Here is a 26,315-nt window from a genome sequence, read left to right as displayed (position 1 = left end):
ATTACAAAAAATTATTATTAAAAAAATATAACATTTAAGTTTACAAAAGTCTCTTTTTTATGGCGATTTTTTTAAATCCAATAGCTATTTTTGCAGTATGAACTATTCAGCGGAACTCAAAAAATTTGTCACCAGCCAATATGTATATTCTGCGATCAGGATTACATTAGCTACTGTTCTGCCCTGTTTAGTCCTCGCGCACTTTGGAATTCTGAAAGAATATTTCCTCTTTCCTCTCGGAACCAGCTTTGTAGCGCTCACCGATCAGCCCGGGCCTTTTATCCGAAGAAGAAATGCGTTGGCCTTTGCTATATGCTGTTTTGTCTTCGTAGCGCTCATTGCCAGTCTTGTTATGAATTTTAAGATCCTGGTGCTTCTTGAGATCATCATATTTGGTATGTTTTTCTCCCTGATCGGAGTGTACGGACAAAGATTGGCTGCTGTAGGTTCATTATCACTCGTTGTACTTGCCATTTTTATTGACGGCCATCTCACCGGAAGCAATATTTTAAAAAGCCTGCTTATCTTTACCTGCGGAAGTATCTGGTTTTTACTGATCTTCCTTGTGGTAACCACGATCCGTCCTTATAAGCTGGCGGGGCAGATGATCGGAGAAAACTATCTTCAGCTCGCTGAATTTTTAAAGATCAAAGCTAACTATTATCAGAAAAATCCTGATTTTAACAAGCTTACCACACAGGTTATCGCCAAACAGATTGAAATAAAGAATCTTCAGGAAGACACCAGAGAAACTGTTTTTAAAACAAGGACCATTGTCAACGAATCGACAACGACCAGCCGTTTGCTGATGCTGATGTTCCTGAACTCCATGGACCTCCATGAGAAGCTGATGACCTCTGAGAGTGACTATCAGAAGCTGCAGCAGAGTTTCGAAGACAGCATGATCCTGGTGAACATCCATGACTATCTCAATCTTTTGGCTGAAGAGATCACCAATATCGGAATCGCGCTCCAAAGCGGTACGAGAGCAAAACCGATGTTTAACCTTGAGCTTGAATTAAAGAATCTCAACTATAATTATTTCGAACTTAGAAACAGACAGCTGTCTTCTGAAAGTCTGGAAAATTTCATGGTCCTGCGTCAGATCCTGATGCGTATCAATGAAATTACCAAAGAGATCAACGAGATCTATAAAGTCTTTTCACAGGACGTAAAGCTTGCAAAAAGTTTATCTACCGGATTAGACCTGAAAAAGTTTATGCCGAATGAGCCGAAACTTAATTCCAAAGTTTTAAGGAACAATATTTCATTATCATCCTCTCATTTCCGTCATGCCATAAGAATTACCACAGCGTTGTTGCTTGGATATCTTTTCTCTATGTTTGATTTTCTGGGACTGGGGCATACTTACTGGATATTAATTACCATCACGGCTATCTTAAAACCGGCCTACTCCATCACCAAGCAGCGAAACCTGCTTCGTCTCTATGGAACTGTTACAGGAGCGACCATTGCATATATCATCCTGCATTTCGTGCATATCAACAGTGTTCTGCTTGCGATCCTGCTGATCAGTATGATCATGTGCTTCAGCTTTTTGAAAGGGCGGTATTTCTGGGCAGTATTATTTATGACGATCTATGTTTTCCTGAGCTTCAATTTCCTGAATCCCGGAAAAGTAAATATTATTTTTAAAGACAGGGTTCTGGATACAGCTATTGCCGGGATCATAGCTTTCGCCGTTTCTTATATTGTATTGCCTGTTTGGGAACATACACAGAATCTGGATCTGATGAAGAAATCCGCAGCGGATAATCTCATCTATTTCCAGAGTGTGATCTCCAAATTCTTACAGGGGAATTTTGACATTGAAGAGTATAAAGTAAAACGAAAAAATGCGATCATTTCACTGGCCAACCTCTCTGATAATTTCCAGCGAATGATCTCTGATCCTAAAAACCAGCAGAAAAAACTGGAAGTGGTGCACCAGTTTGTAGCGACATCGCACCTGATCACAGCTTATACCGCTTCTCTTTCCCAGTACTCCAAAAGCAAAGAGCAATACCCTGAAATCGACGCTGAGAGCTGGAGCAGAAAAATTGAAGCGGAAATGCAGCAGACCTCTACCCTTCTGAATGGCAACGACGTCAATGAAACCCTGAAAATGGAAAGCCGCCTCGAACCTGAGGATTCCTCTATTGAAGATATGCTTCTGAAAAGAAAAACAGAGATAGAGGAAAATGAGATCGTAGACAGAAGAGATCCTGATAAAATTTCACATCTGACAGAGCTGAAGAATATTCAGGACATTCTGGAGCTGATCTATGATGTTGCGAAGGAACAGAGAAAAGTGATTGAAAAATACAGAAGCGAAAAGCACGCTACTCCTCCACAATCGTAAAGCAGTAGTCATCAAAAAACTCTACCCTTGCTTTGAATTCATCCGAAAACTGTTCGTCATAAACCCTGCAGCTTATTTTATGCAAATGTTTCAGCCTGAACGGTTTCACTTCGTAGTTCTTCTTTAATGACCAGTATTTTGAATGGTGAATTTTGTACATACTTTCCTTTACACTCCAGATAATCGTATAGAAAGTGTCCGCTTTATCTTCCGGAATGAACCCCCGTTCATTTTCATAGGTGAACTTATCAATAACCCTTAAGATCTTAGGATTAAACTTTTCAATGTCAATTCCTATTTTATTTTTGGAAATGGCAATTGCCGCGAAGGGAAAAGAATGGGTAATGGAAATTTCTGCATCCTGAGGAGAAAGAAAAGGTTCTCTTTCTTTATATAAAATCTTGGAGTGAGGCTTTAAGCTTTTCAACAGCTTACGCACCATGAGTACTTCCAGAAGCTTTTTGGGGTGATAATCCTTTACTTTTTCAGCATTTTCAGGTTCCAGTAATTGATTGATATCAAGTTCTTCACTTTCATCATATTTCCAAACAAGGATTGTAGCATTATCATCTGAAAAATCTCGGTAAAGGGGCATTCTTTTTGTATTGGGCAAAAATAGTAAAAAGAAGCGGAAAGAGAAAATAAGGGAAAGTTGGAAGATGGGAGCTGGAGGATGGAAGTTTATATTTGTCAATAAAAGTAAATATAAACTTATTTAGAAAATCCATTTAAAGGCAAACAAATTCTTCTCTTAACATGTATAACCTCCCTCTTCCCTCTTCCAGCTTCCTTTCTTATTTAGACTGATGATTCACATCATTTCTATGCTCAATGATTTCTAATTTCTCATCTACAAAATAAGCGCTTCCAAATCCGTTTACATAAGAACCTTTTACTGGTTGTAAGGCAATCAGGATAAAATCTCCCATTTCGGAAATAATATCTACTACCTTTCCATGAGTTTCTTTCAGCTGTGCAACCACCTGGTTCCACACTTCGAAATCCCTATCAATCTGAGAAGTGGTCGCTTCCAGTGTCAGTCTTTCACGGGCATAGATCTGCTTGGTGGCAGACTCGTCTTCTATGAACATCACAGAAGTTTTTCTTCCTTCTGAAAGGTTTTTGGTATGCTTTGCCATAAAAGATACCAGAATATAGAATGTGTTACCCACCTGAACAAAGGGTGCATAGCTGGAATTGGGGTTCCCTTCGGCATCAACCGTAGCCAGGATTACACTTTTGGTATTTTCTATCAGTTCCTTTACTTTAGGGGCAACCGGTTTTGCTTTCTTCTGGGCCTCCTGTGTATTTGTATGATCCATAATATAAAATTTATAAGATAAATAATTATTCAGAGTAAAAATCCTGTTTACACTTCAAAAGTTATTAAAGAACAGAGATTTAAGCAAAGATAAGGCGGAAAGGGGAATTTCCCTCATTTAAGTACGGAAAAAGAGGATTTTGTTTATTCCAATGACATGATATGCTGTCACATAGCCTTTTTATTTCTGACATTTTTTCAGTCCGGAAAGTGACAATTTTTCCAATTTGTAACTGGTATATTTTTTGTGATCAGACACATTGAGATCATTAAAATTTTATTGTTTAACCTTTAAAAATCGTTTGTTATGTCAATCGTAAAAAGAAACAATGGCAGTTTGCTCCCTGCCAATTCACGTACGCTGTTCGATGACTTTTTCAGCCGCGAACTTTTTAATTGGGGCAATAACAATTTTTCTTCAACACTTACCACTATCCCATCGGTAAACATCAAAGAAAACCCGGACAATTTTGAAGTGGAAGTGGCAGCACCGGGTATGGAAAAACAAGATTTCCAGATTACTCTTGAAGGTAATCTTCTAACGATTTCCTCTTCCAAGAAAAATCAGAAAGAAGAGAGTGATACCAATTACACCCGCAGAGAATTCAGCTATCAGGCATTCCGGCGCAGTTTTGAGCTTGCCAAAAATGTTGTTGATGAGGAAAACATTGAAGCGAGATACGAAAATGGCGTTCTGAAACTTACGATTCCCAAAACGGATGAAGCTAAAAAACAAGCTCCCCGCCTGATTGAGATCAAATAATCATCATTTTTCTTTACAAATTGGTTTTCCTCATTGGAAAACCAATTTTTGTATTACTGAGTAAGCATTAATTCATCATCAAACTTTCCAAACAGAATTACTATGAATGAATTACTTTGGTCAATATGCATACTGTGTCTTACTACATTGGGAATGATGTTTCTCCTGAAAAAGCTGAATCAGCCTTACATGATTGCCTACATTATAGCGGGAATAGTTCTTGGACCCCATATTTCAGGCGTATTCACAAATCCTGAGGCAATAGAAGCAATTGGAGAAATAGGAATTCTATTACTGATGTTTTTTCTCGGCATGGAAATCAATGTTCCTGATAACCGGAGCCTGCTGATAAAACCGGTCATAGCTCAAAGCATAAAAATCATACTGAGCTTTGTATGTGCAGCTTTGATAGGGAATATTATCGGACTTTCTTTGAACAGTATGATTCTTATTGCTGTCCTTTTTATATTCAACAGTACTGCGGTCGTCAGTGAGGTTTTGAGTAAGCATAAGACTTTAAAGACAGCCTTCGGAATGACCATCCTGAATATCCTTATTTTTCAGGATCTGCTCTTTGCTCCCGTATTAACAGTGCTAAAAGCCTGGAATAAAGAAGATTTTAAGCTAATCAACATTCTATTTCCTATCATCGTATGCTTTGCCATCTTTTTTATTCTTAAAAGGATAAGAAATACACAGGAAATCAAGGTGCCCGGGGTATTCCAGTCTATTGAAAAAGATCATGACCTGCAGGTATTTTTTGGATTATTCATCTGTCTTGGGTTCGGATTATTTGCTGAAATAGGAGGATTAAGCAGCGCACTCGGAAGTTTCATTGCCGGTATCATTGTAGGAAGAGTAAAACTTTTTACCTGGCTTGAACATTCGTTGATTCCTTTCAAAGTGTTCTTTGTTACACTATTTTTTGTATCAATAGGGCTACGTCTTGACATTACTTATCTGTTCTCAAATTTTCAGATAATTCTTATAGGAACATTTTTCGTTCTGTTAAGCAACAGCGTAATGTCTGCCGTTATTTTCCGTTTGCTGAAGTATGATTGGAAGGAGAGCTGGTACGGAGGAGCATTATTATCTCAAACAGGAGAGTTCGGAATTATGGCATTATCGATAGCCTATAAAGCCGGAATTATCGAATACAGCTTATACAAAGCCGGACTTGGAATCACCTGCTTATCTATTTTACTTTCCACGATATGGATTTCAGTACTCAAAAACCTGATAGAGAAAAAAACGGTACAGAATAAGATTAAAATTTGAAATAAAAACAGAAGCCTGATATACAGCAATAGAAATTGATCAGGCATTAAACCCACTAGTTTCAAATCATGTTTAATCTCATAAAACCGATCGTATTTACCGTTTTTTTATCTTAATTATTAATTGTAATTTTGCATTTCGTTATCAACTGAATTTAAAATTATTCATTAACATATGAGTACTACAACACAATACGTTCCTTATAAAGTTAAGGATATCTCCCTTGCAGAATGGGGAAGAAAAGAAATCACCCTTGCAGAGGCAGAAATGCCAGGTTTGATGGCTATCCGTGAAGAATACGGACCTTCTCAGCCACTTAAGGGAGCCAGAATCGCAGGATGTCTTCACATGACAATCCAGACTGCTGTACTTATCGAGACATTGGTTGCTTTAGGAGCTGAAGTTACCTGGTCTTCTTGTAATATTTTCTCTACTCAGGACCATGCTGCTGCTGCTATTGCTGCTGCAGGAATTCCTGTTTATGCTTGGAAAGGTTTAAATGCTGAGGAATTTGACTGGTGTATCGAGCAGACCTTATTCTTTGGCGAAGACAGAAAGCCATTGAACATGATCCTGGATGATGGTGGAGACCTGACCAACATGGTTTTTGATAAATATCCTGAACTAACAAAAGATATCAAAGGACTTTCTGAAGAAACGACAACAGGAGTACACAGGTTGTACGAAAGAATGAAGAACGGAACTTTGGTAATGCCTGCTATCAATGTAAACGATTCAGTAACCAAGTCTAAATTTGACAACAAATACGGATGTAAGGAATCTGCAGTAGATGCTGTAAGAAGAGCTACTGACGTCATGCTGGCAGGAAAAAGAGTGGTAGTTTGCGGATACGGAGACGTAGGTAAAGGTACTGCTGCCTCTTTCAGAGGAGCCGGTTCTATTGTTACAGTTACGGAAATTGATCCGATCTGTGCACTTCAGGCTGCAATGGACGGCTATGAAGTAAAAAGACTGGATACTGTGGTAGACAATGCAGATATCATCATCACTACAACCGGTAACTTTAACATCGTAAGAGGAGAGCACTTCCTTAAAATGAAAGATAAAGCGATCGTTTGTAATATCGGACACTTCGACAACGAAATCGATATGGCCTGGCTAAACACAAATTACGGTCAGACAAAATCTGAAGTGAAGCCTCAGGTAGATATCTATAACGTTGAAGGAAAAGAAATCATCATCCTTGCAGAAGGAAGATTGGTGAACTTAGGATGTGCTACAGGACACCCAAGCTTTGTAATGTCTAACTCTTTCTCTAACCAGACTCTGGCTCAGATCGAACTTTGGAACAACTCTGCAGCTTATAAGAACGAAGTATACATGCTTCCTAAGCACCTGGATGAAAAAGTTGCCGCTTTACACCTTAAAAAATTAAGCGTAGAGCTTGAAACCCTTTCTCCTGAGCAGGCTGAGTACATCGGAGTAGACGTAAAAGGACCATTCAAACCTGAGTATTACAGATACTAAGATTTGAATAAAATATTATACCATCCCATTATTTTCAATAGTGGGATTTTTTATTTCTAAGCTGTTAAATATTCCTCACTCCTTCCTGTTGTGGGAAGATTGCTACTGTATGAACTCATTCAGCTTTTGCATTTGTCACCGTATTTTTCCCATATTTTCCCGCCATTATAGTGAAGTTAATAAAAAATGAATATATTTAGCCCTTTAAACAAAACATTAATTCATGAAAAAGCAAAGAGTATCGAATGCGTTTGTCGCAGCATCTTGGGTGGCATTGGGAGCAGGAATGATCGGCTATATCGTAGGGCTTGCAAGAGCTGAAATGCAGCTGAATGAGAAAGGGTATTATTTTACCATCCTTCTTTATGGCTTATTTGCCGTTGTGTCTCTGCAAAAAGCTGTCCGTGACAGATTAGAAAACATTCAGGTAACAGATATTTATTATGGAATCTGCTGGTTTGCAACATTATCATCTATTGTACTGCTGGCCATCGGGCTTTGGAATGCCACTATACTTCCCAGTGAAAAAGGGTTCTATGCGTTTGCATTTCTTCTCGCGCTTTTTGGTGGCATCGCTGTTCAGAAAAATACCAGGGACAATATGATGCAAGACTGATAAAAACCAGAATACAGAAAAACATATAGTTTCTGATCTAAGCAGTAAGCCATTTTAAAAGAACTTTAATTAAGCTTTAAGTTCATAAAAAATAGAAACAGCCTTATCAAATGATGAGGCTGTTTTTTATGATTGCTTAAAATTAATGGTCAAAATGATTCGGATGCTGGGCTTTGATATCATCCACTGTTCCCAATACCTTATCTTTTAAAGAATCCTGGTATTTCTGAAGTTTTGCAGCCACTTCCTCATTAGCGCTTCCTAAAATTTTTGCCGCTAAAATTCCGGCATTCAAAGCACCGTTCAAAGCTACTGTTGCTACAGGTATTCCTCCCGGCATCTGAAGAATAGACAGAACAGAATCCCACCCATCGATAGAATTACTGGACAGGATCGGAACCCCAATCACAGGAAGTGTCGTACAGCTTGCCACCATCCCCGGAAGGTGTGCTGCTCCTCCAGCTCCGGCAATGATTACCTTCAGACCTCTCTCCTGAGCTGTTTTCGCATAATCGAACATTCTCTCCGGTGTTCTGTGTGCTGAAACTACAGTCAATTCATAGGGGATTTCCAGGCTTTTAAGAAAATTTGCGGCCTGTTCCATGATCGGCAGATCACTCTGACTGCCCATAATAATTCCTACCATCTTCAATTTTATTAGATGTCCAAAGATAAAAAATTAAAATGTAAAGCAGAAAACCTAAAGAAAAAAGCCAATGCATAATTTCTGAAATCTGTATCACAAAAAAACACCGTAACTGTACCCATACCATTCACTCCAAAACCACTAGATTTGTTTGTTACACTTTGATTTACCTTGAAAGATTACAAACTTATTTTTGCCGTTCTCACCGTTGCTATTGTCTGGGGAACTACATTTTTAGCGATTCGTATTGCTGTAGAGACCATTCCTGCATGGTTTGTAGCAGGAATCCGTCAGCTTCTGGCCTCAGTTATTATGCTTTTTGTGCTGCTTTCCAGAAAGGAATTCAAATGGATAGGCTGGAAAAACCTGGGCTACCAGATTATTTTTGCTTCACTGATGCTGGTAGTGGCCAATGGAATGACCACTGTAGCGGAAGAAAGCGTGTCAAGCAGCCTGGCTTCGCTAATCAGTGCCTGCTCTCCTATCCTTGTATTTCTGGGAAGTGTAGCTGTCGGTTTACAGAAGTTCAGCCTCAGGGCTTTTGCCGGTGTCCTGATGTGCTTCAGCGGAATACTTTTCATTTTCTGGGACGGGCTCAAAGATCTTTCAAACCCTGACTACAGAATGGGAATGATCTTTCTTTTCTGCGCCATTGCCGGATGGGCATCAGGAACAATTTTCACTAAAAAATTAAATATCCAGAGCGGAAATATTACGCTGAACCTGTTCTATCAATTTCTGTTTGCCGGTATTGTTCAGGTCGCCTTTGCCTTCCTGTTCTCAGAAAACTATAACTTCGGAAGCTGGACCTTAAAAAGCATTTCTGCAATGCTGTATCTTGCTGTTTTTGGTTCAGTAGCTGCATTTTTTGCGTTCCATTATGCTTTAACCAAAATTTCTCCGGTACAGGTTTCGATACTGGCATATATTAATACGATCATTGCTATATTTCTAGGCTGGCTGATCATGGATGAGCAGATTTCATTTAAATTCATTATTGCAGCAGCATTGATTATCTGCGGGGTTTTCATCATCAATTACAAACCGGAGATGTTTAAGAAACAGAAAATAGAATAATAAAACACTCTTCTTTATGCAGCTTTTGAAAGTCTTTGATTTTCTTCTTAGAAGAGCTTGTTATATCCAATACATTTTTAAGCTTATTGAAGTGAACCAAAGTAAATTAAAAGGGGGGCAGTTTTGATTATCGGTCAAAAGGTATAAAATATCACTTCATCCATGTAAAAATACTGGGATTTGACAGGCTTGTTTGCCTCATCCTTATTTGCCCCGTTTTTATTTTTTCCCTATATTGTATACTCCAACCTGTACACCTATGCTAAAAAACACATTTTTTATCCTTCTTGCAGCCTCTTTTCTTTTGATAAGCTGTGATTACAAAGAAAAAGAGAAGAGCCTGACAGACAGAGAAAAACAATTGCTTGAGAAAGAGAAACTATTTGCAAAAAAAGAGTCCGAATATCAGTCACTGCTGAAAATGAGAGACAGCATCTTTGCAAAAAAAGATTCGGTGGTGATCGCTACCTGGCCGGCAGAAATATCAGGCCCCTGGAGCGGAAAAGTGATCTGTACGGAATCCAATTGCAGCGATTACGCAGTGGGTGATCAACGCACGGATATTTGGGAATTTGACAATGATTCCACCCAACCTGTCACCAAAATCATCAATAGCAACAACCTGGTAAGAATGTATACCGGAAAGTTTGAAAACAATGAGATCAGGCTTTCTTTCAAAACAGATTCAACAGCTAAAAAGAATGTAGAGATGAATGTTACTCTGAATGACATTTCTGATAACAAGATCAAAGGCACAAGAACGGTCACTTCCGATGGCTGTACTGCCAAGTTCTCTGTTGAATTAGTACGTTCCACAAAATAAAAACATCTATGATTTTACTGAGCATACATAATCTGAGTCTTCCTATAGAAGATCCGGTACTGAAGTTCCTATTGGTACTGATCATCATCCTTGCAGCGCCTTTGCTGCTTAATAAAATTAAAGTTCCTCACCTGCTGGGGCTCATCATTGCCGGAGCCGTGATCGGTCCTAACGGATTCAATGTACTGTCAAGGGACAGCAGCATCGTTGTGACAGGAACGACAGGACTGCTTTACATTATGTTTCTGGCAGGACTTGAGATTGACATGGGAGATTTTAAAAAGAACAAATGGAAAAGTCTCACTTTTGGGCTCTATACCTTTATTGTTCCTTTTATTCTGGGATATCTGGGAGGGTATTATCTCCTCCATTTCTCCATGCTGACCTCCATATTATTTGCCAGTCTTTTTTCTTCTCATACGCTGATCGCTTATCCGTTAGTCAGCAAGCTGGGCATTGCAAAAAACAAAGCGGTTAACATTACGGTTGGAGGTACCATGATCACAGATATTCTGGCCTTATTGGTGCTCGCTGTCATTGTTGGAATGTCACAGGGAGATGTAGGAACGGAATTCTGGGTCAGATTATCTGTTTCTTTTGTGGCCTTTGCCCTGATCGTATTAATTGTCTTTCCTATTATAGGCCGCTGGTTCTTCAAAAAAGTAGATGATAAGATTTCACAATATATTTTTGTGCTGGTCATGATCTACCTGGCGGCAATGCTTGCTGAGCTTGCCGGCGTGGAAGCTATTATCGGGGCATTCTTTGCCGGATTGGCCCTGAACAGGCTTATTCCGCATACTTCTTCTCTGATGAACAGGGTTGAGTTTGTGGGAAATGCCATATTTATCCCATTCTTCTTGATCAGTGTGGGAATGCTGATCGATTTCAAGGTTTTCTTTAAAAGCTGGGAGACACTGGAAGTAGCGGGAATTATGCTGGTGGCGTCCATCGGTGGAAAGTATCTTTCCGCAGTAGCAACTCAAAAGACCTTCAGGCTCACCAGGGAAGAAGGAAAACTCATTTTTGGATTAAGCTCTGCTTCAGCGGCTGCAACATTGGCTGCGGTAATGGTTGGGTACAACATCATTCTTTCAGAAACTGAAACGGGAGAGCCTGTAAGATTATTGAATGAACATGTACTGAACGGAAGTATCCTGCTGATCCTGATCTCCTGTACCATTTCATCCTTTATTTCTATGGCAAGCGCTCAGAAAATTGCAGAAAGTGACAATGAGGATACTGTTTCCGGAACCAGCCATGAAGAAGAAAATATACTGCTTGCCATCAACCATGAAGAAACCGTTGAAAGAATGGTCAACCTGGGAATTTTAATAAAAGCCCACTCCAACACGGAAGATCTGTTTGCTTTAAATGTCATCAATGAAGATAAAAATGAGTCTTCGGTAAAGAATGCTGAGAAGCTTCTTCATCAGGCAGCTGATACTGCCGCAGCGGCCGATGTTAAATTACAGGCGCTTAAAAGATATGATAATGATGTTATCAATGGGGTCAACAATGTGATTAAAGAACAGAAAATTACAGACCTCATCATCGGGCTGGAAGATGAAAAAGGCTTCTCCCCTTCTTTTGTCTATAATCTGTACAACGGCTATCTTCAGAATGATGATGTGAATGTATTGGTATACCACGCCGCACAGCCACTTTCCACGATCAAACGTTATGCAGTGATGATCCCGGAGAATGCTCATAAAGAAGCAGGATTCTTCCATGCATTGCTGAGGGTATGGAATATCGCAAGAAATTCCGGGGCAACAGTTGTTTTCTATGCTCCTGAAAACATCATTGATATCCTCCAGAAGATCATTAAAAAAGCTAATATAGAAGCTGAATTCATCATTATGAACACATGGCAGGATGGTGAAAGAACCGCTACGCAGCTGAAAGATGATGAAGCCCTGATCATCCTGATGGCAAAACGGGGGATGAGATCCTATATTCCACAGATGAGGCTTATTCCCGAGCTCCTGAACAGATACCTGAATGATAATAATTATCTTCTGATCTTCCCGTTCTCAGAATATGACAAAAACAGTCCGGAAATACGTTCTGTAGGAAATCATGGAGATTTTATGGAAATTGGAAATGTAATTCAGAAAATTTTTAAATAAAGTAAGCTTTAAAAGGATGGAAGCTGGAGGAGAGAGGCAGATTGGGATGATTCTGGAATGATTACGGCAATTTGTACGAATGCAATAAGCTCCATCATCCTTTGGGAAATAGCACTCCGGATTAAGAAGAAGTATATATATCCGTTATTCATCATTAGATTCAGTATCATTTTGTATTTTGTCATAAAAAATATCCCATGAAACAAATTATCAGATTTCTCTTCATTTTTATATCAGCCATTACTTTCGCACAGGAGCTCAAATATTCTGAACAGGAACTTCAGCAGAAGCTGGATTCAATCAAGGCAGAGGCGAATTTATTGTTCTCTCATGAAAATGCTTCATGGCAGGCCGGTGATCTGGCAGGCCGTAATCAAAAGATCCTTGAAAATATGGGGAGCTACCTAACATACCAGACAAAGGACACCATAAAAACAGTCTTTTTTAGCAAAGATCAAAGTAAAATTTTGGCTGAATACAGTTTCAAAAGCAATCAGAAAAAAGCTGTAAAAGAAAGCTTTAAACAAAGAGCGCTTAATGAGACAGAAAATACTTTAAAGAATATTCGTTCCACGGTAATTACACAATTATCGGATCCAAAATATGAAGTGACCGTACCACAAGGATATAGTCTTAACCTGATTATTATTCCATTTAACGAAAACTATAAAATATATCTGATACCAGGAACCTCTCAGACCGGAATAATTCCATTTGGAAATGATTATCTTTTTGTCTCAGATAAAAAAGGAAATATTATTTCCAATCAAAAATTTCATTCAAGGCTAGTTCCTGCCCAGACTTCAATGGAAGATGGAAGTACAGCAACAATGATTACACATAGTCATTTAAGAACCAGCCCGTTTATTTCTGCTACGGATATCTGTACGTTTAAACTTTACGCTCCTCTTACAAATCTGGAAGAATTTTCCGTCTATTCACCTGCATTAGGAACCTATATGAAATATAACTATAAAAAAGATGCTATACAGATAGTGAAAAAACCTTAGAGCCTGTTTAAATTTGTATAAAATATTATATTTCCCGCTGATTTGATTTACGAATAATGATCTGCTAAATCAGCAAAATCAGCGGGAAAATAATAAATAAAGCGTTAAATTAATTAGACAAAATGATTAGCAATTAAATTTAAACAGGTTCTTAAATACAAACAAAAATAGCTGTAGTTTTCTCTACAGCTATTTTTATATATCTTCGGTTCGGTTATTCCGAAATCACTCTTACCATTTCCTTCACCATCACAAGCTTTTCCATCAGCTCTTCTCTGGAATCAGCCAAAACGTTGATATGCCCCATCTTTCGGCCCGGCTTGGTTTCTGTTTTTCCATACAGGTGAATATAAGTTTCAGGTAGCTTAAGCACCTCTTCCATTCCTTCATAAATGACTTTTCCTTCATATCCTTCTGCGCCTACCAGGTTCAGCATTCCGCTATAGGTAATGGCATCAGTATCCGCCAAAGGCAGATCTTTTACCACACGGTACATCTGCTCGAACTGGGAATTGGTATTTCCTTCCTGGCTCTGATGCCCGGAATTGTGAAGTCTTGGAGCGGTTTCATTTACCCAGACTTTTCCTTCCTTGTCAAGGAACAGTTCGATGGCAAAAAGTCCCGGAGAATTCACTGCATTCAGGAACTTTTCTGTAATGACATTTATCTGGTTCTGGACATCTTCAGTCAGAAGGACAGGACAAACGTTGAAATCCAGCAGATTCAATTTGGGATCTGCCACCATCTCCGTCACCGGAAAAGTATTGGTTTCTCCTTTTTCGTTTCTGGCAACAATCACGGAAAGCTCTTTATCGATATCTACCATGCTTTCAATGACGGATGCTTCTTTCCATAGATGCTGGTAATCATCTTCAGTTCTGATAACCTGTACGCCTTTCCCGTCATAACCGCCTGTATTCATCTTCTGAACAAATGGTAACGGCATGATGATCTTTTCATCGCTATTCCAAACGACCTGAAATTCCGGGCTTGGGATATCATGCGTCTTATAAAATTCTTTCTGCAGGATCTTCTGCTGAATGGTTTTGATGATCGCAGCATTAGGAACCACTTTTATTCCCTGTTTTTCAAGTTCGGCCAGCGCATCGGCATTGACGTGCTCGATTTCAATGGTTACCACATCCTTATCTTTCCCAAAGTTTAAAACCGTTTCATAATCATTGAAGTTTCCCTGTGTAAAATATGAGATATTATGACATGGCGCATCAGAAGCCGGATCCAGAGTATAAAACTCATCGTCATACTTCAGTGCGCTTTGTATCAACATTCTTCCAAGCTGTCCGCCTCCCAGAATTCCTATTTTCATTTTTTATTTTTAATTAGATTTACCCTTATTGAATTTTATCAATTTTTAAATATCCCAGCCCCATCGGGTTTTTCTGATCTGCTGCATCGGATTTTGTAAGAATGATAGCATATTTTTCTTTCATGGCTGCAGGAAGAATATCATTCACATTGAAAATATCATCGATATCCACTCCATGCTTATCATCAATATGGCTTACCGCTCCTTCAAATCCCATGGTCTTATAGAATTCGGTCGCTTTTGCCCTTTTTACAATCTCTCCCATAGACTCTCCTACCATTAGATGCTGCTCATGGAATTCTTCAAAAAAACCAGGCTTATATCCTCCTAAATTAAGGAAATACAACTGTTTTTCAGAGAACGTCTCTCCTTTTTCCACAATCTTCACTTCATAGCCGTCAGCAAATTTCACTTCCTGATAACAGTCGAGATGAATCTTCCCTTCCGCTTCCTTCCAGAAATCTTTTATATCAGGAACCAGATCCTTCAGGCTTTCTGCAATTCCGAAAAACACATCATGCTGCTCGATATTTCTTCCTTTGGGAGTGGCCCCAAGAATAACATAAAATAATTTCATTTCACTTTTCATGCATGCAAAAATACGTTAAATTTATCTTTTTCAAATGTTTGGCAGACTACTACAATAATTTTATATTTGTAGCATTAATTGTAGTATGTCAGAAATCATCATACTCTTCCTTGGCGCAATTTCCGCCGGTCTTTTAGGTTCACTTACGGGTTTAGGAGGAGGAGTTATTATCATTCCTTTATTAACGCTGGGATTCGGCGTTCCAATGCATTATGCCATCGGTGCTTCACTTATTTCTGTAATCGGCACTTCATCCGGTGCGGCTGTCGCTTTTGTAAAAGAGGGCTTCACCAATATGAGGATCGGGATGTTTCTCGAAATCGCCACGACAGCAGGAGCTATTGTCGGAGCTCTGGTCTCAGGAATGCTTAATCCGAATACGATCGGGATTATTTTTGCAAGCATTCTTCTTCTGACAGTTATTTTAAATCTTAAAGGAAAGCCTGATCACCAGCAACCTGTAATCAAAGGGAGTCTTGAGGAAAAACTGAAGCTTTACGGTACGTTTCCTGATAAAGGGGTATTGAAAAGCTATTCTGCAAGAAATACAGTCCCTGGATTTTTAATGATGATGTTTGCCGGAGCAATGTCCGGACTTTTAGGAATTGGTTCCGGGGCTTTGAAGGTACTGGCCATGGACAATATGATGAAGCTGCCTTTCAAGGTTTCCACTACAACCAGTAATTTCATGATCGGGGTAACGGCAGTAGCCAGTGCGCTGATCTACTTTCAGAGAGGTGAAATTATCCCGGTAATCGTAGCTCCTGTACTGATAGGAGTTGTCATAGGAAGCTTTATCGGTTCAAAAACGCTGATGGTTTCAAAAACAAAGAAATTAAAAGTATTTTTTGCCATTGTGATCACCATATTGTCAATCTATATGATGTATAACGGTATCAACAAAAGCTTCAGATAATGAAAAAGAATTTTACAGACGTAGATCTGAACCGTTCGGTAGGAAATCTTCTGAGACTGGGGGTTATTTTATCTGTGGCCACTTCACTGGTCGGCTTTATCAAGCTATTTATTGAAGGTTTCGAAATGCCTAAAAAATACAGCAGCCTGGTCGTAGGTACTTCTTCAGAAAAGGTATGGTCTCACTTCTGGAATTCCCTATGCAAAGGGGAAGGAATGGCCATTATTCAACTGGGAATACTTTTATTGATCTTTACTCCCCTGATGAGGATCGTTTTCGCTTTAATAGGGTATTTAAAAGAGAAAGACTATGTATATGTAGTTATTTCTTCCATTGTACTTGCGATCATGGCTGTAAGCTTTTTTGCAGGATACGCCCATTAATCTTTACATTTCATAAAACTCCAACGGCAGCTGATCAGGATCCTGGGTAAAGAAAAATTCCTTTCCGGTGAATTCATCAATACGGATCTCTTCACAGATTAATCCTTTGCTTATTAATTCATCCCGTTTTTGAGTTACATTTTCAACAGAGAAAGCAAGATGCCTTAGCCCGCAGGCCTCCGGATGTGAAGGACGTAGAGGTGGATCTGGAAAAGAAAAAAGCTCAATCACATAATGCTCTCCTATCGCAAGGTCAAGCTTGTATGACTTCCTTTCCTCCCTATAAACCTCTCTAATGATCTTCAGGTGTAAAATATCGGTATAGAATTTCTTTGAAGCTGAATAATCTGAGCAGATAATCGCAATATGATGAATTTTCATTTTTTTATGTTAAACCGTTATCTTTATTTTATTTCTTTACAGTTATCTTTTCTTCTCGTATCGATAATATATTGAATTTTCCATTCATTATTCTGCTTTACCAGCTGAAAGCTATTGGCTCCGCAATGCGATAATTTTTCCTGCAAATAAAAAGAATAGGGAGTAAAAACACTTGCCAGGTTACCGTCTGTATGAACAGCTTCTATCACAATTCTTTCGTCCAGATCCCCTTTTGGGAATTTGGAAACGGAGGTAATAAAATCCTGTATGCTGTCACTTTTTACCGTTCCGTCCTTCGTGATGGTCTGAAGAACCGCATTCTCTGTAAAGACAGATTTTACCAGCACCGGATCTGCATTTTTCATCCCAAGGAATAAATTCCGGATAGGTTTCTCAATATCCTTGTTCTGCTGTCCGAAACCTGAAATACTGATCAGAAGGAAAAGACCTGCTATTTTATTCATAAGATCAATTTAGATAAATAAAAATAGGCAAAATAAAATTTATTCCGATTAACAAATTTTACAATTCATTTTGCTTAAATTGTGGCAAAAATTATTTCAGCCAAAGAATTTTCATATGTGGATTATTTATCTGATTATGGCCATACTTTTACTGGTCTTAACTATACTTCCAAAAATTCAGCATTCTCACTGGATATTCCGGGTTCCTGAATTTGCTAAAATACAGGTCACCTATCTTATACTTTTCACTTTTCTATTAGGATTAACGATTGATTCTACAGAATACTTATGGTACTCTCAGGGACTTCTGCTTGTTTTATTTGTCCATCACAGCCAAACCCTCATCAGGTATACCCCTCTTTATCCTGTAAAAAAACACAAGCAGCGTCACAAGTCTTCCGAAAAGCTGCATTTTGTTTCTGCCAATGTTTATCAGTTCAATAAAGAATATGACAGGTTCTTCAGGCTTATTGAAAAATATAATCCGGATTTTTTCATGACCATGGAAAGCAATGGTGACTGGGAAAAAGCAATGAGAATTTTGGAAAAAGAATATCCCTTCCAGCATAAGGTAACGCTTGAAAATACATACGGGATGCATTTTTATTCCAAAATTGAGATCAGGGAGGCTAAGACCCATTATTTTGTAGCAGACGATATTCCGAGCATAGAGATTCATATGAAAACAAATGATGGTTTTTCCTTTGTTTTCTTTGGTGTACATCCCCCGCCGCCAAGCCCTACAGAAGAAGAAACCTCAAAGGAAAGAGATGGTGATCTTCTCAGTACTGCCAAGCGTGTAAAGGATATCGGAAAACCAGTCGTTGTCGTAGGTGACTTTAATAATGTTGCCTGGTCAAAATCATCTATTCTTTTCAGAAAAACAAGCCATCTGATAGATCCGAGGATCGGACATTCTTTTGTTTCTACCTTCCATGCAAAATATCGTCTTTTAAGATTTCCCATTGATCTTATGTTCCACAGCGAAGATATTTTTATCAAGCAATTGAAAACCCTGGAAAATTTTGGTTCAGATCATCTTCCCGTATACTGTGAATTTTTTATAGACCACCACAATGATGAACAGGAGGAGCTGATAGAAACAGCAACATCTGAAGAAAAAGCGGAAGCCGAAAAAATGATAGAGGAAGGAAAGCAGGAAGATGGCGAACGTGAAGCAGTCGTTACTGAAGATGAAGGATAAAAAAAGTGGGTCAAAAGCCCACTTCTATTGAATCCTATTCGTATTTAAAACGTCATCATTCTTTTACAAGTATCTAAACCGTTTCTGTTTTATCAAAAACCTCATTTCCAGTCAATCGTTCTATTCCTTCCCCACGATCCGAAACTGGTTCCCTTCTCAAACTTGCAAAAAAATGCAAGCAGCACAATGATGATAATACCTATAATGACGATATAAAGCTTCTTTTTTTTCATTTAGAATTTCATAACATCCTTCACCACTCCATTTTTCTGTGTATGTTGCAGTAATTCAGTCTCAATGAATGTTTTGATCTTTTCTTCAGAGCCACCACCGCCCGGGAATAAAAGGTGAACGTTGGCACCGGCATCTAATGTAAAGAATAAGGATAATCCTGTTTCTCTTCTGAAATCCCATATCTTATTGATCACTTCCAATGTTCCGGTCTTCATCAGAATAAAGGCGGGATCGCTCATCATCATCATCGCATGAAGAGTAAGCGCCTCGTGTTCCACCAATCTGATAAAGCTTTCCATATCCCCGTTTTTCAGGATCTCTTTCATCGGAACAAAGTTTTCTCTTGCTTCCTGGAATCTTCTTTCAGCATACGGGTTGGTATTCATCAGGCCATGTCCAACAGTTGAAGAAACACTTTTCTGACCTTCGTGGATCAACAGAACCCAGTCATTAAAGTTTTTGAAGACCTCATGAATTTCAGTCTCCGGATATTGTACAGCGAATAAATCAGAGCTTCCTTCTACCTCATCTGTTTTTCCCCACACCACAAGACCATTGTATAAGCTTCTGCAAGCACTTCCGCTTCCTAATCTTGCTAAAAACGAAGCTTTTTTCAGAGATTCTTCACCAGAGGTTTTCCCTGCAAATGCTTCATCCAGCTTCATCAGGCATTTCGCAATGGCACCAAATCCTGAAGCAGAGCTTGCAATACCGGAGCTGTGCGGAAATGTATTTTCAGTTCTGATGGTGTATTTCCCTTTTAAGATCCAGGGAAGGTATTGTTCTATATTTCTGAAGTACTTTTCTATTTTTTCAGCAAACTTCACTTCCTCATTTCCGGCCAGGAAAGTCTGCACAGAAAAAGGCCCACCTGCAATAAACTCTATTGACGTATCCGTTTTACAATGATTCAGAGTATAGCTGATACTAGGGTTTGCAGGAATCTGGTCCTTATATTTTCCCCAATATTTGATCAGGGCAATATTTGACGGACAGCTTTCTGAAACCGTTTGTGTATGAATGGTGAAATCTTCTTTTCCTATAAATTCTTGTGTTGTCATCGTTTAATTTAAATAATTTTTAAACCACCCCGTCAATTTTTTTTGTTTTCCATCCCTCCAAGGAGGGCAATTCTCACGCCTTCAACCGTAATATGGGTAAAAACCGGAAGAGTGCACTTCCTATGCATTGGGTTGGTCCTTTAAAATAACTTAAGTATTTAAAAGTTTTGTGACTTTTGCTTTTACAAAATCCTATAATTAATACATCTTTTCAATGATATCAGCATACTTTTTAATAACCACATTCCGTTTCACTTTCAACGTTGGAGTGATCTCGCCGGTATTGATATCAAATTCTGCCGGCATCAGGGTGAATTTCTTCACTTTTTCATAGTCTGCAAGGTGATCTTGCAGCTCTTTAATCTTTTCTTTATAAAGGCTGATGACCTTATCATTTTTTACAGCTTCTTCCCAATTGGTAAAAGGAATATTGTTCTTTCTGATATAATCCTGCAGAAACTCAAAGTTAGGAACGATCAATGCAGAGACAAACTGTCTTCCTTCTGCGATCAGCATGATCTGCTGGATAAAATTATTATTGGTCAGCAGGTTTTCGATTTGCTGCGGAGCGATATATTTTCCGTTGGAAGTCTTCATCAGATCCTTGATCCTGTCTGTGATGATCAGATTTCCTTTGTCATCAAACTTCCCGGCATCTCCTGTTTTGAACCAGCCATCTTCCGTAAATACTTTGGCAGTTTCTTCAGGCTTGTTATAATATCCTTTCATGATCCCGTTCCCTTTTGCCTGGATCTCATCGCTTTCTCCGATACGAAGCTCCACTCCGGGTAATGGTTTACCACTGGTGGCATGTTCAAAATGCGTTAGCGGGAAGAGCGTCAGTGTTGCTGTTGTTTCCGTTAATCCGTAGCCAACTGTTACATGAATTCCCACTGATTCAAAGAATTTTGTTACTTCGGGTGATAAGGATGCACCTCCGCAAGGTAAAAACCATAATCTCCCCCCCATTTTTTCTTTAATTTTACTGAAAACAAGCATATCTGCAACAGATTCTTTCAGCTTTAATCCAAAAGGCACAGGTCTTTCATTTCTTCTCAGCTCGGCAGTTTCCCATCCGGTTTTCAGGGCCCAGTCAAAGATCTTTTTCTTGAAAGATGAGCCTTCTTCCGCTTTTTCCAGTACTCCGGCATATACTTTCTGGAAGAACCTTGGTACAGCACACATCATCGTCGGCTTTACTTCTTCTAAAGCCTTTGCTACGTGTTTGGGATCTTCAAGGAAATAAACCCTTGCACCTCCGTATAGGCACAGCAGGCTCCAGCTTCTTTCAAACACGTGGCTTAAAGGTAAGAATGCCAGGGAAAGCTCTTCTTCAAAGTTTTTAAATTTAAAGAACTCAAAATGAGAGTCGAGTGCCTTGATAAAATTTCCATGGGTAAGCATGACCCCTTTCGGAGTTCCGGTTGTTCCCGAAGTATAGATCAGCGTTGCCGTATCTTCATATTCTTTTTTACAGATCTCCAGTTCCGGAGATGCTTTGGCTATAAAATCTTCCAGGTAAAAGCTGCTGAACTCCTTCTTGATCCACACTGCTTTTTTGGAAATAATAATGGTTTCAAGATTGTTCTCTTCCTGATGTAAAAGTTCAAGACAGGCATCATACTGCACCTGGTTTCCCACCAAAACAATTTTAGCCCCGGAATCATTAATGATATATTCTGCCTGTTCCGCATTATTGGTTGAATAAACAGGTACCGTAACAGCACCAATGGCCATCGCAGCCAGGTCGAAGATCATCCATTCAGAAGAATTATCAGAATAGATAGCCACTCTGTCATGCTCCTGAACTCCTGCTTCTTTGAGTGCATTGGCCGTTTTAAAAATAATTTCACTGAATTTTTTCCAGCTCAGCTCTTTCCATGCTTCCTCTTTCTTTTTAAAACCAATGGCAGCTTTTACAGGATGTTTTTCTACATTTTTAAGGATAATTGCCTCCGCAAGATTCATTTCTTCAGCTTTTTGTCGTTAATATAATTATTCAGGTGAAAGTCAATACTTTCTTTTACAGGAATGAACTGATAATTTAGCTTTTCTCTGACCTTATGATTGGAAATAGTGTTGAATGAAGATATGGCCTCAATATTCGATCTGGTGACCATTCTCAGCTTTGGAACCAGCCATCCGAAAAGAGTATTGGCCAATCGTCCGATATTTAATTGGCCCCGGGTAAGAATTTTGGCATCTTTAAGCCCCAGCCTGCCTCTGATCTGTTTAGCGAGGTCTGCATATCTGTTATTTTCGGAAACAATGATAAAACGTTCCCCGAAAATATTGTTTTCCATCAGTTCAATGGCTGTTTTCGCAACATCTCGCACATCTACATAAGCGGAACCTCCTGAAAAAGTGAAACTGTTATCTTCAAAGGTTGAAAAAAGTTCACCGCTGCTTTGGGTCCAGTTTCCGCTTCCTACGATCATTCCCGGGTTGATGATGACCACGTTCAGTCCTTCAGCAGAAGCTCTCCAGGCTTCCATTTCAGACAGATATTTGGAAATGGCATAAGCTGAATGCTCCAGCTTTGGATTGAAATCAGAGTCTTCATCCAGCTCTCCTTTTTCATTAAAGCTATCCAGCACAGCAACAGAGCTTACATGCAGGAATTTTTTGACATCTGATCCTTCGCAGGCATACAGCAGGTTTTCTGTACCTTTGATATTGGTGTGGTACATTTCTTTCTCATCTTTAGGATGAAAGCTTACTTTTGCAGCACAATGATACACCTCATCCACCCCTTTCAGGGCACCTTTTAAAGAATCGAGATCATCAAAATCTACGTTGATCCATTCGATCTTATTAAAAAAATCATCGGGATTCTCTGTATAAAAGCCGTATGAATGCTTTACTTCGTTTAAATTGCTGCCCGGTCTCCTGGAAGCACGTACGCTTTTACCTCTTTTAAGAAGCTCCAAGACGATTATTCTTCCCAGAATTCCGGTTGCACCCGTTACAAAAACCATTAATTACTTTACTTGATTGCTGACTAAAATATAACAATATTTTCTATCCGGCAATTCTTCATATTACTGCAAAAGTTCTATAAAAAAATGCCTCTGCAAATTTGCGATTTTTAAAGCATAATTCAGCTTAATTTAACCAATATTATCATTCTTGCACCACAAACATTACACAAAACAGGAACCACAGAAATTTTTCAGCTCTAAAAAGCCGCAAAATGCTGGAATACATTTGCGGCTTTACAGGGTAATTATCGTAATGTTTTATATTAAATCAATACATATATGATCTTTAATGATCACAGATCACTTTTCAAAATCATAGAAATTTAATCCTACTTCTTCATTTTTTGTTTTCACAATCCTGCTGTTTAAGGGATAGAAAAAGAATTCTCCGGCTCCCCTGATTTTTCCGTCAAGAAGATGTCCCGCTAAGGCGGTATAGTCCTGTCTGCCTAAAGTCGTATGGAGATGGAGTGTTGGTTTTCCATCTACTTCGGAAACATTTCCTGAAATATTACTGATTTCCATTTGCTCTCTGAATGTCTTATCTACAAATTTCTTTGTAAATGGGGTAAAGAAACGAAGTGTTGCTTCATTTACAGCTCCGATTCCCGTAACCTGTCCTGATCGGATTTGCTGATTGTTAATAAAATCAGTTAAAGCCTCCAGTATGCTTGCTTTGTCTTTCACACTGACAATATAAGCTGCATCCACCTTCTTAGCAGTCCAAAGATCTCCTTTTAAAACCTGTGCATTCACATGACAAACAGTCAGAATACACAGGATGCTGAATGAAATTATTCTTTTCATGATGCTCTATTTTCTGTATTATATTTTTGATAAAACCAAAATAATCCGAACAGATACAATGAATGCAATAATTGTGCTTCAATAGCAGACCAGTTCTCAATGGAACAGCTGCCCAGAATCAGAATGCTCATGAGTGCCAAAACAGCATATAAGACATACTTAATTTTAAGTCCGATTAACAAAAGTATCCCCAAAAGAGCTTCAATCACAGGAAGAGAATAGCTGAATGGGATAACCAAAGCGGTAGGAATTACGGATTTTTCCATAGTGGTGACCATCCATTCACTGAATGAAGTTAGTTTAGGAAGCCTTACCAGCCCATGACCGGCAAGTGAAACTGCCACCGGCAGCCTTAAAAAGAAGAAAGCTGTTTTAAAATCTTTCATATTCTATTGGTTCAATCTATGTAAAATTACAGCTATTGAGTGTAAGGACAATAAGATGAATATAAAAATTGTATACAATTTTCCGGGCTATCTAGGCCATAACCATATTATTTCTCCTCGGCGCCTTGTCACAAAGTACATCCGCGATGCTTTTTGAAATAAGATTACCCTCTGTAAGATTATCCAGCCAGAAGAACTCTCCTGCGGCATTGATCTCAATGAAGTAATACTCATCTTCAGGAGAAACGATCATATCTATAGCGCCATAATCTACATGGTAAACATCCAGAAGCTCCAGAAGCTTTTCTTCTATGTCGGCAGGAAGCTCTGTTCTGCTCCATTTATCGATCAGATTGACTCCATCTTTTCTCCAGTCTATTTTGGCATCTTCAAACTGCTGGGAATCGATTTCGAAAGCGTATACCTCTCTTCCCACAATCGTAATACGAAGCTCTTTTTTCTTTTGAATCATCTTCTGGAACTGCATCGGACAGTAAAGAAGAGAATCCAGCTCTTCCAGTTTATCTTCGTGAACAACATTGGTAAAAACTACACTTTCTACCCCGTCTTCATAGATCGCAAAACCGGTCTGCATTTTAGCCACTACGTTCTGATGCTTCAGAATAAATTTCTTAGCTTCTTCAGGGTTATTGGTAAGGCAGGTTTCAGGAATAGTCAATCCTATTTTATCAGCAATTTTCAATTGTTCTTCCTTACTGTCGAGCCTTCTGTATATACTTGGTTTACCTAATGAATAGGCATCAACGGATTCGAAAAATCCAAAAAGTGTATTGCGGATCTCACCCATTGCAGCACCATAAAACTTAGTGTCTATCTCTTCCTTCAGTCCTTTTCCAATGTTATAGGCTCTTCTGTACCAGATCGCTGAAATATCGTCCAGGCGGTGTTTTGCATCAGGAGTTTCAAGAATACTGATCCATTCTCCATCCTGGAAAACGGTTGAAAGTTTGTTGTGTAAAGGATATAGATCGACATCAAAACGGATAACCTCACAGTTGTTTTTTTCGATGTATTCTGTAACTTTTTCGATTGAAAAATTATCTGCAGTATGGGTGATAATTAAAATTTTATTCATGGAAATTGATTCTTTTGATAAGATTGTCGGCGATTCTTTCTGCTATGGGAAATCCCAGTTCATTTTGCAGCATTCCCCATTCTCCCTGTGGATTGACTTCAAGGAAATAATATTGTCCGTCTTTTCCCCTGATCATGTCAATGGCTCCTGTATAGAGTCCCATTTCTTTCATCATGGAAGTCAGATTCGTTCTGATAGGGACAGGCAGCTCATAGGCTGACCAGAAATAGCCTTCCCTGGCTACTCTCCAGTCTGCATTTTCACTGTTATTGATCTTTCCTGTAAAGAATTCTCCGTCTACATAGACAATTCTCAACTCATATTCTTTATCAATATAAGGCTGAAATATCATCGGACAGTAAGCGATATCTGAAAGGTTTTCCAAATCCTCTTCCTCAATAACAGTAGTGGAAACCATATTTTCCCCACTCATGGTTTTTGCAGTCACTCCGTGAAGCTTGGCAATAGCTTTCCCCTGGCAGTGCTGATGAAAGAAATCCGTTATTTTTTCCTGATCATTAGAAAAAATGGTTTCAGGAATCGTCAGATTATTTCTTTCAGCTGCTCTCAGCTGAAACATCTTATTCCCGTCAACCTTTTTTTCATTTTCGTAAGGATTGATCCAGGGAATATGTTCCAGGACGGTTATCAGGTTATACCGGAGACTTGCGTATTCGTTCTGAAAGATTTTTGTATAATCCTCATCCAGCTCTTCCGGAACGCTTATCCTCCAGGCTTTTCTGTGCCAAACGCCTCTGATATCGTCAGAATGGACCGTATTTCCCGGTTCATCAGTCAGTTCAAATGACTTTTCATTCACACTGATCTTCTGAAGGTGGTTCAGGCGGTCTGAATTCAATCTGAAATACGGGATGTTTTTAGAGGTAAGATATTCGAAAAAGAGATCGATATTATAAAAATCCTGTGAATGGGTGATACAGAGAATCATTTGCCGGTTTTATTAAAAAGG

At 38.9% G+C, this 26,315-nt stretch carries 27 protein-coding genes; 12 read left to right on the top strand and 15 right to left on the bottom strand.

Annotated features, from left to right (window positions below; genetic code table 11):
- Positions 1–97 precede the first annotated feature (97 nt).
- On the top strand, positions 98–2,362 hold the full coding sequence (locus AC4IF5_RS17540; RefSeq protein WP_490736778.1) for an FUSC family membrane protein: 2,265 nt from the start codon (positions 98–100) through the stop codon (positions 2,360–2,362).
- On the opposite strand, the gene AC4IF5_RS17535 is transcribed toward AC4IF5_RS17540, so the two are convergent.
- Complete coding sequence (locus tag AC4IF5_RS17535; protein ID WP_490736776.1) at positions 2,343–2,957, bottom strand: 4'-phosphopantetheinyl transferase superfamily protein; 615 nt, start codon at positions 2,955–2,957, stop codon at positions 2,343–2,345. The two genes, AC4IF5_RS17540 and AC4IF5_RS17535, sit on opposite strands and share 20 nt — an antisense overlap.
- 199 nt (positions 2,958–3,156) lie before the next feature.
- On the bottom strand, positions 3,157–3,684 hold the full coding sequence (locus AC4IF5_RS17530) for a pyridoxamine 5'-phosphate oxidase family protein (protein WP_490736774.1): 528 nt from the start codon (positions 3,682–3,684) through the stop codon (positions 3,157–3,159).
- A gap of 306 nt (positions 3,685–3,990) precedes the next feature.
- On the opposite strand from AC4IF5_RS17530, the gene AC4IF5_RS17525 reads away from it, so the two are divergent.
- The 4 genes from AC4IF5_RS17525 (at position 3,991) to yiaA (ending at position 7,828) form a co-directional block, all read left to right on the top strand.
- Positions 3,991–4,446, top strand: a complete 456-nt coding sequence (locus tag AC4IF5_RS17525) for an Hsp20/alpha crystallin family protein (protein WP_490736772.1) — start codon at positions 3,991–3,993, stop codon at positions 4,444–4,446.
- Positions 4,447–4,548: 102 nt separating this feature from the next.
- Positions 4,549–5,724: a cation:proton antiporter domain-containing protein gene (locus AC4IF5_RS17520; RefSeq protein ID WP_490736770.1), complete on the top strand. Its 1,176-nt coding sequence runs from the start codon at positions 4,549–4,551 to the stop codon at positions 5,722–5,724.
- A gap of 174 nt (positions 5,725–5,898) precedes the next feature.
- Positions 5,899–7,212, top strand: coding sequence for an adenosylhomocysteinase (gene ahcY, locus AC4IF5_RS17515; RefSeq protein ID WP_490736768.1), 1,314 nt, complete (start codon positions 5,899–5,901; stop codon positions 7,210–7,212).
- 223 nt (positions 7,213–7,435) lie between these two features.
- Positions 7,436–7,828, top strand: a complete 393-nt coding sequence (gene yiaA, locus AC4IF5_RS17510; protein ID WP_490736766.1) for an inner membrane protein YiaA — start codon at positions 7,436–7,438, stop codon at positions 7,826–7,828.
- 142 nt (positions 7,829–7,970) lie between these two features.
- Here yiaA and purE read toward each other — a convergent pair whose 3' ends face one another.
- Positions 7,971–8,474: a 5-(carboxyamino)imidazole ribonucleotide mutase gene (gene purE / locus AC4IF5_RS17505; protein ID WP_490736764.1), complete on the bottom strand. Its 504-nt coding sequence runs from the start codon at positions 8,472–8,474 to the stop codon at positions 7,971–7,973.
- 171 nt (positions 8,475–8,645) lie between these two features.
- On the opposite strand from purE, the gene AC4IF5_RS17500 reads away from it, so the two are divergent.
- From AC4IF5_RS17500 to AC4IF5_RS17490, 3 genes are all read left to right on the top strand, one after another.
- On the top strand, positions 8,646–9,551 hold the full coding sequence (locus tag AC4IF5_RS17500) for a DMT family transporter (protein ID WP_490736762.1): 906 nt from the start codon (positions 8,646–8,648) through the stop codon (positions 9,549–9,551).
- Between the two features lie 259 nt (positions 9,552–9,810).
- Positions 9,811–10,374, top strand: a complete 564-nt coding sequence (locus AC4IF5_RS17495) for a hypothetical protein (RefSeq protein WP_490736760.1) — start codon at positions 9,811–9,813, stop codon at positions 10,372–10,374.
- Between the two features lie 8 nt (positions 10,375–10,382).
- On the top strand, positions 10,383–12,506 hold the full coding sequence (locus AC4IF5_RS17490; protein ID WP_490736758.1) for a cation:proton antiporter: 2,124 nt from the start codon (positions 10,383–10,385) through the stop codon (positions 12,504–12,506).
- A gap of 8 nt (positions 12,507–12,514) precedes the next feature.
- On the opposite strand, the gene AC4IF5_RS17485 is transcribed toward AC4IF5_RS17490, so the two are convergent.
- Complete coding sequence (locus AC4IF5_RS17485) at positions 12,515–12,676, bottom strand: hypothetical protein (RefSeq protein ID WP_490736756.1); 162 nt, start codon at positions 12,674–12,676, stop codon at positions 12,515–12,517.
- Positions 12,677–12,703: 27 nt separating this feature from the next.
- Here AC4IF5_RS17485 and AC4IF5_RS17480 point away from each other — a divergent pair, with 27 nt between their 5' ends.
- Complete coding sequence (locus tag AC4IF5_RS17480) at positions 12,704–13,516, top strand: hypothetical protein (RefSeq protein WP_490736754.1); 813 nt, start codon at positions 12,704–12,706, stop codon at positions 13,514–13,516.
- 214 nt (positions 13,517–13,730) lie between these two features.
- On the opposite strand, the gene AC4IF5_RS17475 is transcribed toward AC4IF5_RS17480, so the two are convergent.
- Positions 13,731–14,843 carry a 5-(carboxyamino)imidazole ribonucleotide synthase gene (locus tag AC4IF5_RS17475; protein WP_490736752.1) on the bottom strand — a complete coding sequence of 371 codons (1,113 nt, stop codon included), beginning with the start codon at positions 14,841–14,843 and terminating at the stop codon, positions 13,731–13,733.
- A gap of 25 nt (positions 14,844–14,868) precedes the next feature.
- Positions 14,869–15,420: a DUF1543 domain-containing protein gene (locus AC4IF5_RS17470; protein ID WP_490736750.1), complete on the bottom strand. Its 552-nt coding sequence runs from the start codon at positions 15,418–15,420 to the stop codon at positions 14,869–14,871.
- A 97-nt stretch (positions 15,421–15,517) separates the two neighbouring features.
- Between AC4IF5_RS17470 and AC4IF5_RS17465 the strand changes: the two genes are divergently transcribed.
- Together AC4IF5_RS17465 and AC4IF5_RS17460 are read left to right on the top strand one after the other, a co-directional pair.
- The gene (locus tag AC4IF5_RS17465) at positions 15,518–16,348 is read left to right on the top strand and encodes a sulfite exporter TauE/SafE family protein (RefSeq protein ID WP_490736748.1); all 831 of its coding nucleotides are present in this window, start codon (positions 15,518–15,520) and stop codon (positions 16,346–16,348) included.
- Positions 16,348–16,731, top strand: a complete 384-nt coding sequence (locus tag AC4IF5_RS17460) for a DUF1634 domain-containing protein (protein ID WP_490736746.1) — start codon at positions 16,348–16,350, stop codon at positions 16,729–16,731. The genes AC4IF5_RS17465 and AC4IF5_RS17460 overlap by 1 nt, the downstream gene beginning before the upstream one ends.
- A gap of 3 nt (positions 16,732–16,734) precedes the next feature.
- Here the strand turns inward: AC4IF5_RS17460 and gloA2 are convergent, their stop codons facing one another.
- Together gloA2 and AC4IF5_RS17450 are read right to left on the bottom strand one after the other, a co-directional pair.
- Complete coding sequence (gene gloA2, locus AC4IF5_RS17455) at positions 16,735–17,112, bottom strand: SMU1112c/YaeR family gloxylase I-like metalloprotein (protein ID WP_490736745.1); 378 nt, start codon at positions 17,110–17,112, stop codon at positions 16,735–16,737.
- Positions 17,113–17,135: 23 nt separating this feature from the next.
- The gene (locus tag AC4IF5_RS17450; protein WP_490736743.1) at positions 17,136–17,576 is read right to left on the bottom strand and encodes a nuclear transport factor 2 family protein; all 441 of its coding nucleotides are present in this window, start codon (positions 17,574–17,576) and stop codon (positions 17,136–17,138) included.
- Positions 17,577–17,712: 136 nt separating this feature from the next.
- Here AC4IF5_RS17450 and AC4IF5_RS17445 point away from each other — a divergent pair, with 136 nt between their 5' ends.
- Complete coding sequence (locus AC4IF5_RS17445) at positions 17,713–18,780, top strand: endonuclease/exonuclease/phosphatase family protein (RefSeq protein ID WP_490736741.1); 1,068 nt, start codon at positions 17,713–17,715, stop codon at positions 18,778–18,780.
- A 233-nt stretch (positions 18,781–19,013) separates the two neighbouring features.
- Here the strand turns inward: AC4IF5_RS17445 and AC4IF5_RS17440 are convergent, their stop codons facing one another.
- From AC4IF5_RS17440 to AC4IF5_RS17410, 7 genes are all read right to left on the bottom strand, one after another.
- Complete coding sequence (locus tag AC4IF5_RS17440; protein WP_490736739.1) at positions 19,014–20,075, bottom strand: diphosphomevalonate decarboxylase; 1,062 nt, start codon at positions 20,073–20,075, stop codon at positions 19,014–19,016.
- Between the two features lie 198 nt (positions 20,076–20,273).
- Positions 20,274–22,043 carry an AMP-dependent synthetase/ligase gene (locus tag AC4IF5_RS17435; protein ID WP_490736737.1) on the bottom strand — a complete coding sequence of 590 codons (1,770 nt, stop codon included), beginning with the start codon at positions 22,041–22,043 and terminating at the stop codon, positions 20,274–20,276.
- Positions 22,040–23,053, bottom strand: a complete 1,014-nt coding sequence (locus AC4IF5_RS17430) for an NAD-dependent epimerase/dehydratase family protein (protein ID WP_490736735.1) — start codon at positions 23,051–23,053, stop codon at positions 22,040–22,042. The genes AC4IF5_RS17435 and AC4IF5_RS17430 overlap by 4 nt, the downstream gene beginning before the upstream one ends.
- Positions 23,054–23,356: 303 nt before the next feature.
- The gene (locus tag AC4IF5_RS17425) at positions 23,357–23,863 is read right to left on the bottom strand and encodes a PPC domain-containing DNA-binding protein (RefSeq protein ID WP_490736733.1); all 507 of its coding nucleotides are present in this window, start codon (positions 23,861–23,863) and stop codon (positions 23,357–23,359) included.
- The gene (locus AC4IF5_RS17420) at positions 23,860–24,249 is read right to left on the bottom strand and encodes a DoxX family protein (RefSeq protein ID WP_490736731.1); all 390 of its coding nucleotides are present in this window, start codon (positions 24,247–24,249) and stop codon (positions 23,860–23,862) included. The genes AC4IF5_RS17425 and AC4IF5_RS17420 overlap by 4 nt, the downstream gene beginning before the upstream one ends.
- Positions 24,250–24,340: 91 nt before the next feature.
- Positions 24,341–25,345, bottom strand: a complete 1,005-nt coding sequence (locus AC4IF5_RS17415; RefSeq protein ID WP_490736729.1) for an MvdD family ATP-grasp ribosomal peptide maturase — start codon at positions 25,343–25,345, stop codon at positions 24,341–24,343.
- The gene (locus tag AC4IF5_RS17410; RefSeq protein WP_490736727.1) at positions 25,338–26,294 is read right to left on the bottom strand and encodes an MvdC/MvdD family ATP grasp protein; all 957 of its coding nucleotides are present in this window, start codon (positions 26,292–26,294) and stop codon (positions 25,338–25,340) included. The genes AC4IF5_RS17415 and AC4IF5_RS17410 overlap by 8 nt, the downstream gene beginning before the upstream one ends.
- Positions 26,295–26,315 lie beyond the last annotated feature (21 nt).

The sequence above is a fragment of the Chryseobacterium sp. UF-290 genome, from assembly GCF_058245615.1.
Note: the sequence above shows the minus strand (reverse complement) of the source record. Positions and strands in the feature narration are given on the sequence as shown.